The sequence below is a fragment of the Pseudomonas zhanjiangensis genome, from assembly GCF_041027545.1.
Classification (GTDB): Bacteria; Pseudomonadota; Gammaproteobacteria; order Pseudomonadales; family Pseudomonadaceae; genus Aquipseudomonas; species Aquipseudomonas zhanjiangensis.
Window position 1 is genome coordinate 331,338 of record NZ_JBFTEG010000002.1, and the last position, 14,157, is coordinate 345,494.

The window sequence follows — 14,157 nt, forward strand, 5'->3', positions numbered from 1 at the left end:
TGACGGCAGGCGGCAGATTATATCGGAGAGTTGGCCTGCGATGACGCATCTTTGTCGGCGGCAATTAACGCCCTCGAGATCCGGACGCCGCCGCCTTGCTCGCCGCCGCGACGCTCGCGGACGACTCGACGCCCGGCGGTCTTTCGTGAAACGCCCGTTGTATGCCACACTCAGCGCCTTTCGGGCCTGCCTAACAAGGATTTATGCACCCTCTGCTTCCCAGCCTCGCAGCCGCCTTTCTCTACACGGGCGCGACTGCCTACCAGAGCCTGCGCCTGAGCCGCCGAGCCACACCGGACAAGCGCCTGCTGATCGGCCTCGGCCTGCTCGCCCTGCTCGGCCACGGACTCAGCCTGTTTCTCCAGCTGCTGCAGCCGGCCGGCCTGAACATCGACTTCTTCAATGCCGCCAGCCTGATTGCCGCCACCGTCATCCTGCTGACCCTGCTGGCCTGCTGGCGCATCCCGGTGGAAAACCTGCTGCTGCTGCTGTTCCCCCTGGGCGGACTCACCGTTCTGCTGGCGCAGCTGGTACCGGCCGGCACCATCCAGCCGATCGATGAAGCCCCCGGCATCCTCGCCCATATCCTGTTGTCGATCATGGCCTATGGCATGCTCACCATTGCCGTGTTCCAGTCGCTGCTCCTGCTACTGCAGGACCACCAGCTCAAGCACAAGCATCCGTCCGGACTGATCAAGAACTTTCCACCCCTGCAGACCATGGAAAGCCTGCTGTTCGGCTTCCTCTGGGCCGGCTGGCTGCTGCTGTCGCTGTCACTGCTGTCCGGCGCGCTGTTCATCGACGACCTGTTTGCCCAGCATCTGGTGCACAAGACCATCCTGTCCTGCTTCGCCTGGGTGGTGTTCGCCGTACTGCTGTGGGGCCGCCATCAGCTCGGCTGGCGCGGGCACAAGGCGATCCGCTGGACCCTGGCCGGGTTCTGCCTGCTGATGCTGGCCTATTTCGGCAGCAAGCTGGTTCGCGAATTCATTCTGCATATCTAGGGCCCGGGACAATACTCAGTGGACACAGTGCATCCTGGCATCCTGATCGGCCTGCTGGTCTTCCTGCTCGCCTGTTCGGCATTCTTCTCCAGCTCTGAAACCGGCCTGCTCAGCCTCAACCGCTACCGCCTGCGGCACATGGCCAAGGAAGGCCATCGTGGCGCCAAGCGGGTCAGCGAACTGCTCAGCCGGCCCGACCGCCTGCTCGGCACCATCCTGATCGGCAACAACTTCGTCAATATCCTCGCCTCGGCGATCGCCACCGTACTGGCCATTCAGCTCTGGGGGGACGCCGGCATCGCCATCGCCACCGTCGGTCTGACCCTGGCGCTGCTGATCTTCGGCGAGATCACCCCCAAGACCCTGGCGGCACTGCATCCCGAGCGCGTGGCCTACCCCTTCAGCCTGCCGCTACAGGCGCTGCTCAAGCTGTTCTACCCGCTGGTGGTCCTGCTCAGCTGGATCAGCAACGGCCTGCTCAAGCTGCTCGGCGTCGACCCGGCGAGCAAGGTCAGCGACAGCCTGACCACCGAGGAGCTGCGCAGCGTGGTGCGCGAGTCGGGCCACGAGCTGCCGAAGAATCGCCAGGACATGCTGCTGGGCATCCTCGACCTGGAGAAGGTCACGGTGGACGACATCATGATCCCGCGCAGCGAAGTCACCGGGATCAACCTGGAGGACGACCTGGAGACCATCGTCAGCCAGCTGCGCACCACCACCCACACCCGCCTGCCACTGTTCCGCCACGACATCAACCAGGTCGAAGGCATCGTTCACATGCGCCAGATCGCGCGCCTGATGAGCCATAACCAGCTAACCAAGGAGGCCCTGGTGGCCGCCTGCACCGAACCCTATTTCGTCCCGGAAAACACGCCGCTGTCCACCCAGCTGATCAACTTCCAGAAGCAGAAGCGGCGCATCGGTATCGTCGTCGACGAGTACGGCGAGGTGATCGGCATCGTCACCCTGGAAGACATCCTCGAAGAGATCGTCGGCGACTTCAGCAACCAGGACGCCCTGCGCAGCCCCGACATCCACCCGCAGGAAGACGGCACTCAGGTGATCGACGGCGCCGCCTATATCCGCGAGGTGAACAAGGCGCTCGGCTGGCAGCTGCCCTGCGACGGCCCCAAGACACTCAACGGCCTGATCACCGAAGCACTGGAAAGCATCCCGGAAAGCGCCGTGTGCCTGAAAATAGGCCACTACCGCCTGGAAATCCTGCAGTCCTCGGAGAACCGGGTGAAGAGCGTCAGGGTCTGGCTGAGCAGCCCTCAGGTCAGTCCCGAGTCGACACCGGACTGAGTGCCCGCGCCAGATCCTCTGCCCATACCCGATACCCCTGCGCCGACGGGTGATAGCCGTCGAGCGCCAGGTAGTGCGCGGAAAACTCCAGGCGCAAGGGGTGGTAGCCAGCCCCTACAGCCGCCGCCAGGCGACGCAGGCGAGCATCGAGCAATGCCGCCCGCAGACCCAGCACCTGCCGCAGCAACCAGGGCAAGGCGGCAAAATGCTGCAGGGGCGGCACGCCACTGAACACCACCCGCGCCCCGGCCGCATGCAGCGCTTCGGCCATGGCCCCCAGCTCACCCTCCCAATGCCGCAGCGCGGTCAAACCGGTGGTATCGTTGACCCCGAACACCAGCACGGCGAGATCGACCGGCTCCGCCAGGGCCTGAGGTAGCAGACGCCCATTGGCCTGCCCGGCGGTGATGCCGTTCTCCCCACAGGCGCGCCAGGCCACCGGGCGCGCCTCGCGCTCGGCCAGCGCCTGGGCCAGACGCCCGACCAGCGCCTGCTGCAGCTGGCCGACACCGACCCCGACCACCGTGGACTCGCCCAGCACCAGCAGCCTTAGCGGCGTGCCGGACAGCTCGGCGCCAGCCAAGCCGCATCGCGCTCCGGCCGCCGGCGCCAGCCGCAATGCCCGGCGACGCGTGTGCAGCGCCATAGGCACCAACACCGGCAACAAGGCCAACAGCAGCAGCCACCAGGCGACCTCGCGCCAACGCCTCACACCTCGATACCGACCGCTTGCGCCATGCGCAAGGACACGGCTCGCACTCGGCGACAGCGGGGTTCCGATACGAGGCATAACAGACCCTTGTACTACCGATAGAGAGAAGGGAGACGGCTAGAGCAGCAGGCCCTTGGCCTCGGCGCGCGCGTGACAGAGCAGCAGTACCTGGCGCCGCTCGGCGTTGTCCATGCGGCTCCAGCGGCTGATCTCGGCGACGCTGCGTTGGCAGCCGATGCAGATGTCGTCCTCGTCCAGCGCGCAGACCTGCACGCAGGGCGAGGCGATTGGGCGCTCGCTGGTCATCAGTCGTCTTGCTCGGCTAGCTCGCGCGCATAACGCTGGGCATTGTGCACGTAGTGGGCGGCACTGGCCTCGAGCATCTTCTTCTGCTGCTCGCTGAGCTCACGCACCACCTTGCCGGGCGAGCCGACCACCAGGCAGCCATCGGGAATTTCCTTGCCCTCGGCAATCAGGGTATTGGCGCCGATGATGCAGTACTTGCCGATCTTGGCGCCATTGAGCACCACCGCATTGATCCCGATCAGGCTGTAGTCGCCGACCGAGCAACCATGCAGCATGGCCTTGTGGCCGATGGTCACGCCCTTGCCGATGGACAATGGATAGCCCATGTCGGTGTGCATCACGGTGCCGTCCTGCACGTTGCTTTGCTCGCCAATATGAATCAGCTCGTTGTCGCCGCGCAGCACCGCGTTGAACCAGACACTGGCTCCCGGCTCCAGCTTGACCTTGCCGACCAGCGTGGCATTCGGTGCCACCCAGCTGTCGGGATGGGCATCGACCTGCGCTTGCCCCAGGCGGTATTTCATTCGTCGCTCCTTGTCTGGCGCCTCAATACGGCTTGATGAAGTGTTCCCGCGGTTCATGCAGGGCGATCCCGGCATCGAGCACCAGGTTGACCAGTTCCACCACCATGATGGCGGTCAGCCCCCAGATCTTGTAGTCACCGTAGCGATAGCTCGGCACATACCAACTCTGACCGAGGTAATCGATGCGGTGGGTCATCTCCCGCGGATCACTGCGAAAGAACTCCAGCGGCACCGAGAACACCGCCGCGATCTCGTCGTCGTTGGCCTGGTAGTCGACATAGTCCGGCACCAGCCCGACATAAGGCGTGACCTGGATGCCGTGCCGCGAGACCAGGGTACTCAGCGGGCCGATCACCTCGACCAGGCCGGGCGGCAGCCCAATCTCCTCATCGGCCTCACGCAAGGCGGTATGGATCAGGTCGCGATCCTCCGGGTCGCGCCGCCCTCCCGGAAAGGCGACCTCGCCGCCATGGGTGGACAGCCCGCTGGCGCGCAGGGTGAGCACCACTTCCGGTTCGTCGCTGCGGGTAATCGGCACCAGCACCGCCGCCTCGGGGAAGTGACGGTCGGTCTGCAAGAGGCGCGGACTGTATCCACGCACGCGTTGGAGTAGATCGTCCAACATGGGCATTCTCGGTCTTTATTCTGCACCGGATAATGGCACGAAAGCGCCATGCCACCCAAGCCCCCCGACCGGGCGATCACGCCGGCCAACTCATCCGAAAGCCTTGCCGCGGCGGGCCGCCGCGCGCCAAGATAACAGGGCCAGCCAGAGGATCCGCCATGAAGTTCTGCAGCCATTGCGGCAACCCGGTCAGCCAGCGCATCCCCCAGGGCGACAACCGCCTGCGCTACGTGTGCGGCCACTGCCAGACCATTCACTACCAGAACCCACGGATCGTCGCCGGCTGCCTGCCGGTATGGGGCGAGCAGGTGCTGCTGTGCCGCCGCGCCATCGAACCCCGGCGCGGCTACTGGACCCTGCCGGCCGGCTTCATGGAGAACGGCGAAACCCTGGAGCAGGCCGCTGCCCGGGAAACCTGGGAGGAGGCCTGCGCCCGGGTACGCGACCTCAACCTGTACTGCCTGTTCGACCTGCCGCACATCAACCAGGTGTATATGTTCTTCCGCGCCGAGCTGGTCGACCTGGACTTCGCCGTGGGTGAGGAGAGCCTCGAGGTGCGCCTGTTCGACGAACGCGAGATCCCCTGGTCGCAGCTGGCTTTCCCGACGGTGGGACGTACCTTAGAATGCTACTTCGCCGACCGCCGGAAGCAGCGCTACCCGGTTCGCAACGAGCCCATCGAGGCCTTGCGCGCGCATCACCAGAAAACCACCTGAACCTCGGGATACCGCCCCAATGCGTCGGCTGCTCGCCCTACTCTGCCTGTTGTCCATCTCCCTTGCCGCCCTGGCCAACACCAGCGACAGGCTGGAAAGCCCCAGCATCGACAAGGTGCTGGTGGTCAAGTCCGAACGCAAGCTGCACCTGATCAGCCGCGGCCAGGCACTCAAGTCCTACCGCATCTCCCTGGGCAAGCAGGCCAGTGGCGCCAAGCAGCGCGAGGGCGACAGGCGCACGCCCGAGGGCCTGTACTGGATCGACTGGCGCAAGACCAGCGACAAGTACCAGCTGTCCATGCACATTTCCTACCCCAACGCCCGCGACCTGGCCAATGCACGCGAACAAGGCGTCAGGCCCGGCGGCATGATCATGATTCACGGCACGCCGCTCGACGAGGAATACCCGGAGTGGTTCTTCCATACCCTGGACTGGACCGAGGGCTGCATCGCCATGCAGAACAGTGACATGCGCGAAGTATGGGAGCTGGTCAAGGACGGCACCCTGATCGAGATCCGCCCCTAGGCCGGGGCCCACGCAGCAAAAAGGCGCCCTCGGGCGCCCTGATCCGGCCGGCGACGGCCACCACTAGAACTGGATATCCGACAGGCGCCAGACGTCGAACGCCGGTGTCTCGTAGGGGTGCGCCTTCTTCATGGCCTTGACCACCTCGTGGATCAGCTCGTCGGCCACCACCAACTCGACCTTCCACTCCGACACGTGTTCGACCACCCCGACCTGGCCGATAAACGGCTGGCTGCCCTGCAGCGGACGAAACTGGCCTTGCCCAAGGCCCTGCCAGCAGCAGCTGTCATAGGCCCCGACGCGCCCGCCGCCCGCCGCGAACACCGCGCCCTTCACCGTATCCAGGTGAGCTTCCGGAACATAGAAACACAGCTTGTACATCGAACTCTCCGCCAGCTGGACACATTGAACATAGTCGATAAATGATGCCACAAGATAGTGGCACTTTGCCTCACCCAAGATCCGTGGCAGCGATCACAGGCTGCAGATTCGACTACGAAATGGTCCGGGCGTTCACCCCGGATAGCGGCCAGGATCGCGCGCACCAGCAGCCTCGCCAGTGTCCGAAAAACCGCGGACAGGGGATTGTGGCGGCCGTAGCAGCATGGCAAGCGCTACGACAGCGCAACAGCTGGCAAACAGGCGCGAGCCTGAGTCCGGCAAGACAGCCAAAATGGCAATCGGCAAGTGCGGACCAATGCCCGCAGCGGCATGCCAGCAAGGTGTCGCCAGGCATGACCCGGCGCACCTCGACAAGCATGGTGGGCGGACTCGGTGGGCATGAGTCCGCCCCTGGGGATCAATCCACCCAGACCCGGGCGTTGCGGAACATGCGCAGCCAGCCGGCATCCTCCTGCCAGTCATCCGGACGCCAGGAGTTCTGCACGCCGCGGAACACCCGCTCCGGGTGCGGCATCATGATGGTCACCCGGCCGTCGCGGCTGGTCAGGCCGGTGATCCCGCGCGGCGAGCCGTTCGGGTTGGCCGGGTAGGCCTCGGTTACCTTGCCGTGATTGTCGACGAAGCGCATGGCCACGCAGCCGGACAGATCGGCCTCGAGCAGGGCCTCCTCGCTTTCGAACTCGGCATGCCCCTCGCCGTGGGCGATGGCGATCGGCAGGCGCGAGCCGGCCATACCCTGAAGGAAGATCGAGGCCGACTCCTGCACCTGGACCATGGCCACCCGCGCCTCGAACTGCTCGGAGCGGTTGCGCACGAAGTGCGGCCAGAAGTCGCTGCCGGGAATCAGCTCATGCAGGTTGGACATCATCTGGCAACCGTTGCACACGCCCAGGGCGAAGCTGTCCTTGCGCTCGAAGAAGGCCTGGAAGCCGTCGCGGGCCCGGGCATTGAACAGGATCGACTTGGCCCAGCCCTCGCCGGCACCGAGCACGTCGCCGTAGGAGAAGCCGCCGCAGGCGACCAGGCCCTTGAACTGCTCGAGACTGACTCGCCCGCTGAGGATATCGCTCATGTGCACGTCGATGGCGCTGAAGCCGGCGCGGTCGAAGGCTGCGGCCATCTCCACCTGGCCATTGACCCCCTGCTCGCGCAGCACGGCGATCTGCGGCCGCACGCCCTTCTTGATGTAGGGCGCGGCGATGTCGTCGTTGACGTCGTAGCCGAGCTTGGCGCTCAGGCCCGGATTGTCCTCTTCGAGCAGCGCGTCGAACTCCTGCTCGGCGCACTCGGCGTTGTCGCGCAGACGCTGGATCTGGTAGCTGGTCCGCGCCCACTCACGCTGCAGCAGGCTGCGCTGGCCGCCAAACACCGGCTGGCCATTGAAGCTGATCGCCACCTCGTTGTTGTTCACCGGCTGACCGATCACCGCGACGCAGTCACCGAGACCGGCGGCGCTGAACTGCGCCAGCACATCCGGAGTCGCGTCCTGATGCACCTGGATCAGCGCGCCCAGCTCTTCGTTGAACAGCACGGCGGCCAGTTCCTCGGCGCCGTCGGCCAGGGCGTCGAGCTGCAGGTCGAGGCCGCAATGACCGGCGAAGGCCATTTCCAGCGCGGCGACCAGCAGGCCGCCATCGGAGCGGTCATGGTAGGCCAGCAGGTAACCGTCGGCGTTCAGCCCCTGGATCACCGCGAAGAACGCCTTGAGGTCCTCGGCGTCGTCGACGTCCGGCGCCTGACGGCCGAGCTGCCCGTAGACCTGGGCGAGGATAGAGGCGCCCATGCGGTTCTGCCCGCGGCCCAGGTCGATCAGGATCAGGTCGGTCTCGCCCTTGTCCATGCGCAGCTGCGGGGTCAGGGTCTGGCGGATGTCGGCCACCGGGGCGAAGCCGGTGACGATCAGCGACAGCGGGGCGGTGACGCTCTTCTCCGCGCCCTCGTCCTGCCAGCGGGTCTTCATCGACATCGAGTCTTTGCCCACCGGGATGGTGATGCCCAGCTCCGGGCAGAGCTGCATGCCCACCGCCTTGACCGTATCGTACAGGCGCGCATCCTCGCCCGGGTGGCCGGCGGCGGCCATCCAGTTGGCCGACAGCTTGATGTCGGAAATCTTGTCGATGCGCGAGGCGGCCAGGTTGGTCAGGGTCTCGCCGATGGCCATGCGCCCGGACGCCGGGGCATCCAGCAGGGCCAGCGGGGTACGCTCGCCCATGGCCATGGCTTCGCCGGTGTAGACGTCGAAGCTGGTGGCGGTCACCGCGCAGTCGGCCACCGGCACCTGCCAGGGACCGACCATCTGGTCGCGGGCGACCAGGCCGGTGATGCTGCGATCGCCGATGGTGATCAGGAAGCTCTTGCTGGCCACCGCCGGGTGGTGCAGCACGCGGGTCACCGCCTCGTCGATGGCCAGGCTGGCCGGATCGAAGTCGTCGCCCAGCTCGGTTTCACGCGTGGCCGAACGGTGCATGCGCGGCGCCTTGCCGAGCAGCACGTTGAGCGGCATGTCCACCGCGTTGTTGCCGAAGTGGCTGTCGGTCACGGTCAGGTGGGCCTCTTCGGTGGCCTCGCCGACCACCGCGAAGGGGCAACGCTCGCGTTCGCAGATCGCCTGGAAACGCTCGAAATCGGCGGCATCGACCGCCAGCACGTAGCGCTCCTGGGATTCGTTGCTCCAGATCTCGTGCGGCGCCATGCCCGGCTCGTCGTTGGGCACGTTGCGCAGCTCGAAACGGCCGCCGCGGCCGCCATCGTTGACCAGTTCCGGGAAGGCATTGGACAGACCGCCGGCACCGACGTCATGGATGAAGGCGATCGGATTCTGCTCGCCCAGCTGCCAGCAGCGGTCGATCACTTCCTGGCAGCGCCGCTCCATTTCCGGGTTTTCGCGCTGCACCGAGGCGAAATCCAGATCGGCCGAGCTGGTGCCGGTGGCCATCGACGAGGCCGCGCCGCCGCCCAGGCCGATCAGCATGGCCGGGCCGCCGAGCACGATCAGCTTGGCGCCGACGCTGATCTCGCCCTTCTGCACGTGTTCGGCGCGGATGTTGCCCATGCCGCCGGCGAGCATGATCGGCTTGTGGTAGCCGCGCACTTCCTCGCCACGCGGGGTGTCGATCGCCTGCTCGAAGGTACGGAAATAGCCGGTCAGGGCCGGACGGCCGAATTCGTTGTTGAACGCCGCGCCGCCGAGCGGGCCCTCGATCATGATATCCAGGGCGGTGACAATGCGCTCGGGCTTGCCGTAGGGCACTTCCCAGGGCTGCTCGAAGCCGGGGATCTGCAGGTTGGAGACGGTGAAGCCGGTCAGGCCGGCCTTGGGCTTGGCGCCGCGGCCGGTGGCACCTTCGTCGCGAATCTCGCCGCCGGAGCCGGTCGAGGCGCCCGGGAACGGGGCGATCGCGGTCGGGTGGTTGTGGGTCTCCACCTTCATCAGGATATGTACCGGTTCCTGGCTGGCGCCGTACTGGCGGGTCTCGCCATTGGGGTAGAAGCGCCCGGCACTGTGGCCAACGATCACCGCGGCGTTGTCCTTGTAGGCCGAGAGCACACCCTCGTTGTGCATCTGGTAGGTGTTCTTGATCATGCCGAACAGCGACTTGTCTTGGCTCTCGCCGTCGATGTCCCAGCTGGCATTGAAGATCTTGTGCCGGCAGTGTTCGGAGTTGGCCTGGGCGAACATCATCAGCTCGATGTCGTGCGGGTTGCGCCCCAGCCCCTGGAAGCTGGTCACCAGGTAATCGATTTCATCCTCGGCCAGGGCCAGTCCCAGGTCCTGGTTGGCCTGCTCCAGGGCGGCGCGACCGCCACCGAGCACGTCCACCGCGGTCAGCGGCTTGGGCGCGGCATGGCTGAACAGCGCCGCGGCGCCTTCCAGGTTGTCCAGCACCAGCTGGGTCATGCGGTCGTGCAGCAGGTCGGCGACCTGCTGCACCGCGGCCTCGCTCAGCTCGCCGCTCACGTAGTAGGCGATCCCGCGCTCGATGCGCTGGATCTTGTCCAGGCCGCAGTTGTGCGCGATGTCGCTGGCCTTGCTCGACCAGGGCGAGATGGTGCCGAAGCGCGGGATGGTCAGGAGCAGGCGCCCTGCCGGCTCCTGCACCGGGACACTGGGACCGTATTTCAGCAAGCGGGCCAGGACCTGCTCTTCATCGGCGCTGAGTCCACCACTGACCTCGGCGAAATGCGCGAACTCGGCATACAGCCCAGTCACAGCGGGTACTTTGCTGGTCAGTTGCTCGAGCAATTTACCGTGGCGAAAAGCAGAAAGGGCGGGAGCGCCGCGCAGGATCAACATCGGGGACAGCCTCTGGGAAGGGGGTGTACTTTGAGGCCGTGCATTCTAGCCTAAAGCGCAGGCCGCGGCACCCGTGAAGGCGTACCGGCGGGCCGACCCGGCAGCTAGCAGAGATACCCATGACTGTCGAGATATGGCACGCAGGCACCTTTGCGTATACTGCGCCAATGTTTGCCCAATCTGCGTTCCGCACGCGCTGCGCCAGCTGGCTGTCAGCGATCGGAGTCCTCCTGCTGCTCGGCGGCTGCGGTAAAGAACCCAGCACCCTCGAGCGCGTTCAGGCGGAGGGTGTGCTGCGCGTGGTCACCCGCAACAGCCCGGCCACCTATTTCCAAGATCGCAACGGCGAAGCCGGCTTCGAATTCCAGCTGGTCAAGCGTTTCGCCGACGACCTGGGGGTGGAGCTGAAGATCGAGACCGCCGACAACCTCGACGAGCTGTTTGCCAGCCTGGGCCGCCCCAGCGGACCGGTACTGGCCGCCGCCGGCCTCACCGCAAGCGACGGGCGCCGCGCCAGCGCGCGCTTCTCGCGCCCCTACCTGCAGGTCACCCCGCAGGTCGTCTACCGCAACGGCGAACAGCGGCCGAGCCGTCCGCAAGACCTGATCGGCAAGCGCATCCTGGTGCTCAAGGGCAGCAGCCATGCCGAGCAACTGGCGGCGCTGAAGGCCGAACTGCCCGAACTGAGCTACGAAGAGTCGGCGGCGGTAGAAGTGGTCGACCTGCTGCGCATGGTCGACGAGGGACAGATCGACCTGACCCTGGTCGACTCCAACGAGCTGGCCATGAACCAGGTGTATTTCCCCAAGGTCCGCACCGCCTTCGACCTCGGCGACGCCCTCGACCTGGGCTGGGCCGTCGCCCCCGGGGAGGACGACAGCCTGCTCGAGGAGGTCAACGCCTTCCTCGAACGCGCCCAGCAGAACGGCAGCCTCAAGCGCCTGACCGAGCGCTACTACGGCCACGTCGACGTACTCGGCTATGTCGGCGCCTATGCGTTCGCCAAGCACCTGCAGCAGCGCCTGCCGCGCTACGAGAAACATTTTCGCGCGGCGGCGCAGGCCCAGGGCGTCGACTGGCGCCTGCTCGCGGCCATGGGCTACCAGGAGTCGCTGTGGCAGCCAAGCGCCACCTCGAAGACCGGGGTGCGCGGGCTGATGATGCTGACCCTCAATACCGCCCAGGCCATGGGCGTGTCCAATCGCCTCGACCCCAAGCAGAGCATCGATGGCGGGGCGAAATACATCGCCCAGATCAAACAGCAGCTGCCCGAGAGCATCCAGGAACCGGATCGCACCTGGTTCGCCCTGGCCGCCTACAACGTCGGCGGCGGCCACCTAGAAGATGCACGCAAGCTGACCCAGGCCGAGGGCCTGGACCCGAACAAGTGGCTCGATGTGCAGAAGATCCTGCCGCGCCTGGCGCAGAAGCAGTGGTACAGCAAGACCCGCTACGGCTATGCCCGCGGCGGCGAGCCGGTGCACTTCGTGCGCAACATCCGCCGCTACTACGACATTCTCACCTGGGTCACCCAGCCGCAGCTCGAAGGCACCCAGGTGGCCGCCAACAACCTGCATACGCCGGGCATCAACAAGACCCCGCCGGAGCAGGACCTGCCGCCGCTGTAACCCGCGACTCGCCCCCGCCTGCCGTCTGCGCTACCTGGCGCCGCGCCGGGCCTTGAAGAACGCACTGAGCACCGCCCCGCACTCCTCGGCCAGCACGCCGCCCTCGATCAACACCCGGTGATTGAGGAACCCCTGGCTGAAGAACTCGCCACGACTCATGGCCACTCCGGCCTTGGGTTCCACCGCGCCATACACCACGCGATTGATCCGCGCATGCACGATCAGGCCGGCGCACATGCTGCAGGGCTCCAGGGTGACGTACAGGGTGCTGCCCGGCAGGCGGTAATTGCCGACAGCCTGCGCGGCCGCGCGGATCGCCACCATCTCGGCGTGGGCACTGGGGTCGGCGGTGGAAATCGGGCAATTGAAACCGCGCCCGATGATCTCGCCGCCCTGCACCAGCACCGCGCCGACCGGCACCTCGCCCAACTGGGCGCCCTCGGCCGCCAGGGCCAGGGCCTCGCGCATGAAGTGCTGGTCCAGGCTGCGATCGATGATCTGTGGTCTTTTCATGAATTGAATCCGCAGGGCGGCAAGGCGCAAAGCGTCCTGCACTTCGAGCACCGCCGAAGGCGAAACGCGACAGTCACCCTAGGCCACCTCGATGGAAGCCATCAGGCCGGTTTCCATATGGTCGATCACATGGCAATGGAACATCCATACCCCGGGATTATCGGCCACCAGGGCCACCCGCGCGCGCTCGTTCTTGCCCAGCAGGTAGGTGTCGGTGTAGTAGGGTTCGATGCGCTTGCGGTTGGAGCCGAGCACCTTGAACGTCATGCCATGCAGGTGGATCGGATGCTGGTACTGGCTCAGGTTGCGCAGCTCGAAGATATAGCTCCGGCCCCTCTGCAGGCGGGCGATGGGCCGATCGGCGCAGGTCTTGTCGTTGATGTCCCAGGCCTGGCCGTTGATCTGCCAGAAGCGCGGCGTCTGTCCCAGCGAAACAGTGCCCACCCACTCGAAGTTGAAGCGCAGGGTCTCGGCATTGGCCAGGTCCGGCTCGGCGATCGGGTTGGCCGGCAGCGCCGGCGGCCAATCCCCCGCCGCCTCGGCGGAGGCGATCGAGCGCAGGGTGGCCAGGCGCAACGGGCCGTTGCGCAGGGGCAGCTCGACACCCGCGGCCGGCACCTTCAGCCCCAGTTCGATGCGCATGCCCGGCCCCAGCCAGTAGTCCTTGCCCAGCGGCCGTGGCGCCACCGGGTTGCCGTCCAGCGCATAGATGCGCGCCTCGGCGCCCGGCAGGTTGAGGCGATAGGTCAGGGTATTGTCCAGGTTGATCAGGCGCAGGCGCACCACCTGGCCGGCCGGCAGGTCCAGGATCGGCGCGTGCTTGCCATTGACCGTACTCAGTCGCCCCGGCGTGCCGCCCCGCGCCGCCTCGCGCGCCACGCTGAAGTCGCTGAAGGCGCCCTGCTGGTCGACATGCCAGCTCTTCAGGCTGAGCGTGCGTTCATGGGCGAACCCCGACGGCTCGCGCTCCTCGACGATCAGCGGGCCGACCAGGCCACGCCCCAGCTGCTCGCTGCTGGCGGTATGCGGGTGATACCAGAAGCTGCCGGCATCCGGGGTCTTGAACTGATAGTCGAAGTATTCCCCCGGCAGCACCGGCAACTGCGAGACGTAGGGCACCCCGTCCATCTCCAGCGGCAGGCGGATGCCGTGCCAGTGGATGGTGGTCGGCACCTCGAGCTTGTTGATGAAGCGCACCCGCAGCCACTCGCCCTGTCGGGCACGGATCTCCAGGCCGGGCGCCTGGCCACCATAGACCCAGGCCGGGGTGAGGTGGCCCGGCACCAGCTCGAGGTCCAGCGGCGCGGCGATCAGCTGGTAGTCGTACTCGGCGGCGACCAGCGGTCGCCCCAGCCAGTAGCGCACGCCGGCGCCGGCCAGGCCGAGGGCGCCCAGGCCGGTCAGGCCGGCCAGCAGTTGTCTGCGGGTAAAGGACATAGTCGATTCCATGGCCCGGATGCAATCCGGAAATGCGTCGCGGCGGAGCGGGTCCGCCGCACTAGTTGCGATATCTTCTCATTTAAGCAATGGACTGGCGAGCCCGGGAAGTGGACAGGATGCCGCAGCGCCCGGCAGAAACGACGAGGGCAGCCTTGGCTGCCC

The 14,157-nt window shown here is 66.3% G+C and carries 13 protein-coding genes; 5 read left to right on the forward strand and 8 right to left on the reverse strand.

Annotated features, from left to right (window positions below; translation table 11 throughout):
* Positions 1-203: 203 nt before the first annotated feature.
* Both AB5S05_RS04045 and AB5S05_RS04050 read left to right on the forward strand, forming a co-directional pair.
* Positions 204-1,004 (forward strand): cytochrome C assembly family protein, encoded by an 801-nt coding sequence (locus AB5S05_RS04045; protein ID WP_369286172.1) that lies wholly within the window; start codon positions 204-206, stop codon positions 1,002-1,004.
* Positions 1,005-1,022: 18 nt separating this feature from the next.
* Entirely contained in the window at positions 1,023-2,309 is a 1,287-nt protein-coding gene (locus AB5S05_RS04050) for an HlyC/CorC family transporter (protein ID WP_369286173.1), read from the forward strand.
* Here the strand turns inward: AB5S05_RS04050 and AB5S05_RS04055 are convergent.
* The 4 genes from AB5S05_RS04055 to AB5S05_RS04070 all read right to left on the reverse strand — a co-directional run bounded on the left by AB5S05_RS04055 (position 2,284) and on the right by AB5S05_RS04070 (position 4,476).
* Positions 2,284-3,021 (reverse strand): SGNH/GDSL hydrolase family protein, encoded by a 738-nt coding sequence (locus AB5S05_RS04055; RefSeq protein ID WP_369286174.1) that lies wholly within the window; start codon positions 3,019-3,021, stop codon positions 2,284-2,286. The two genes, AB5S05_RS04050 and AB5S05_RS04055, sit on opposite strands and share 26 nt — an antisense overlap.
* Before the next feature lie 117 nt (positions 3,022-3,138).
* On the reverse strand, positions 3,139-3,330 hold the full coding sequence (locus AB5S05_RS04060) for a DUF1289 domain-containing protein (RefSeq protein ID WP_369286346.1): 192 nt from the start codon (positions 3,328-3,330) through the stop codon (positions 3,139-3,141).
* On the reverse strand, positions 3,327-3,851 hold the full coding sequence (locus tag AB5S05_RS04065; RefSeq protein ID WP_369286175.1) for a gamma carbonic anhydrase family protein: 525 nt from the start codon (positions 3,849-3,851) through the stop codon (positions 3,327-3,329). Before AB5S05_RS04065 ends, AB5S05_RS04060 begins: the two co-directional genes overlap by 4 nt.
* Before the next feature lie 22 nt (positions 3,852-3,873).
* Positions 3,874-4,476: a CoA pyrophosphatase gene (locus tag AB5S05_RS04070; protein WP_369286176.1), complete on the reverse strand. Its 603-nt coding sequence runs from the start codon at positions 4,474-4,476 to the stop codon at positions 3,874-3,876.
* A 158-nt stretch (positions 4,477-4,634) separates the two neighbouring features.
* On the opposite strand from AB5S05_RS04070, the gene AB5S05_RS04075 reads away from it, so the two are divergent.
* Both AB5S05_RS04075 and AB5S05_RS04080 read left to right on the forward strand, forming a co-directional pair.
* A complete protein-coding gene (locus AB5S05_RS04075; protein ID WP_369286177.1) occupies positions 4,635-5,192 on the forward strand; it encodes an NUDIX hydrolase in 558 nt (185 codons plus the stop codon).
* A 19-nt stretch (positions 5,193-5,211) separates the two neighbouring features.
* Positions 5,212-5,718 (forward strand): L,D-transpeptidase family protein, encoded by a 507-nt coding sequence (locus tag AB5S05_RS04080; RefSeq protein ID WP_369286178.1) that lies wholly within the window; start codon positions 5,212-5,214, stop codon positions 5,716-5,718.
* A gap of 63 nt (positions 5,719-5,781) precedes the next feature.
* Here AB5S05_RS04080 and AB5S05_RS04085 read toward each other — a convergent pair whose 3' ends face one another.
* Together AB5S05_RS04085 and purL are read right to left on the reverse strand one after the other, a co-directional pair.
* Entirely contained in the window at positions 5,782-6,099 is a 318-nt protein-coding gene (locus tag AB5S05_RS04085) for a YqfO family protein (RefSeq protein WP_369286179.1), read from the reverse strand.
* Between the two features lie 418 nt (positions 6,100-6,517).
* Complete coding sequence (purL, locus tag AB5S05_RS04090; protein WP_369286180.1) at positions 6,518-10,414, reverse strand: phosphoribosylformylglycinamidine synthase; 3,897 nt, start codon at positions 10,412-10,414, stop codon at positions 6,518-6,520.
* Positions 10,415-10,581: 167 nt separating this feature from the next.
* On the opposite strand from purL, the gene mltF reads away from it, so the two are divergent.
* The gene (gene mltF, locus AB5S05_RS04095) at positions 10,582-12,042 is read left to right on the forward strand and encodes a membrane-bound lytic murein transglycosylase MltF (protein ID WP_369286181.1); all 1,461 of its coding nucleotides are present in this window, start codon (positions 10,582-10,584) and stop codon (positions 12,040-12,042) included.
* Between the two features lie 30 nt (positions 12,043-12,072).
* Here the strand turns inward: mltF and tadA are convergent, their stop codons facing one another.
* Both tadA and AB5S05_RS04105 read right to left on the reverse strand, forming a co-directional pair.
* Complete coding sequence (gene tadA, locus AB5S05_RS04100) at positions 12,073-12,555, reverse strand: tRNA adenosine(34) deaminase TadA (RefSeq protein WP_369286182.1); 483 nt, start codon at positions 12,553-12,555, stop codon at positions 12,073-12,075.
* A 78-nt stretch (positions 12,556-12,633) separates the two neighbouring features.
* Entirely contained in the window at positions 12,634-13,992 is a 1,359-nt protein-coding gene (locus AB5S05_RS04105) for a multicopper oxidase family protein (protein ID WP_369286183.1), read from the reverse strand.
* Positions 13,993-14,157 lie beyond the last annotated feature (165 nt).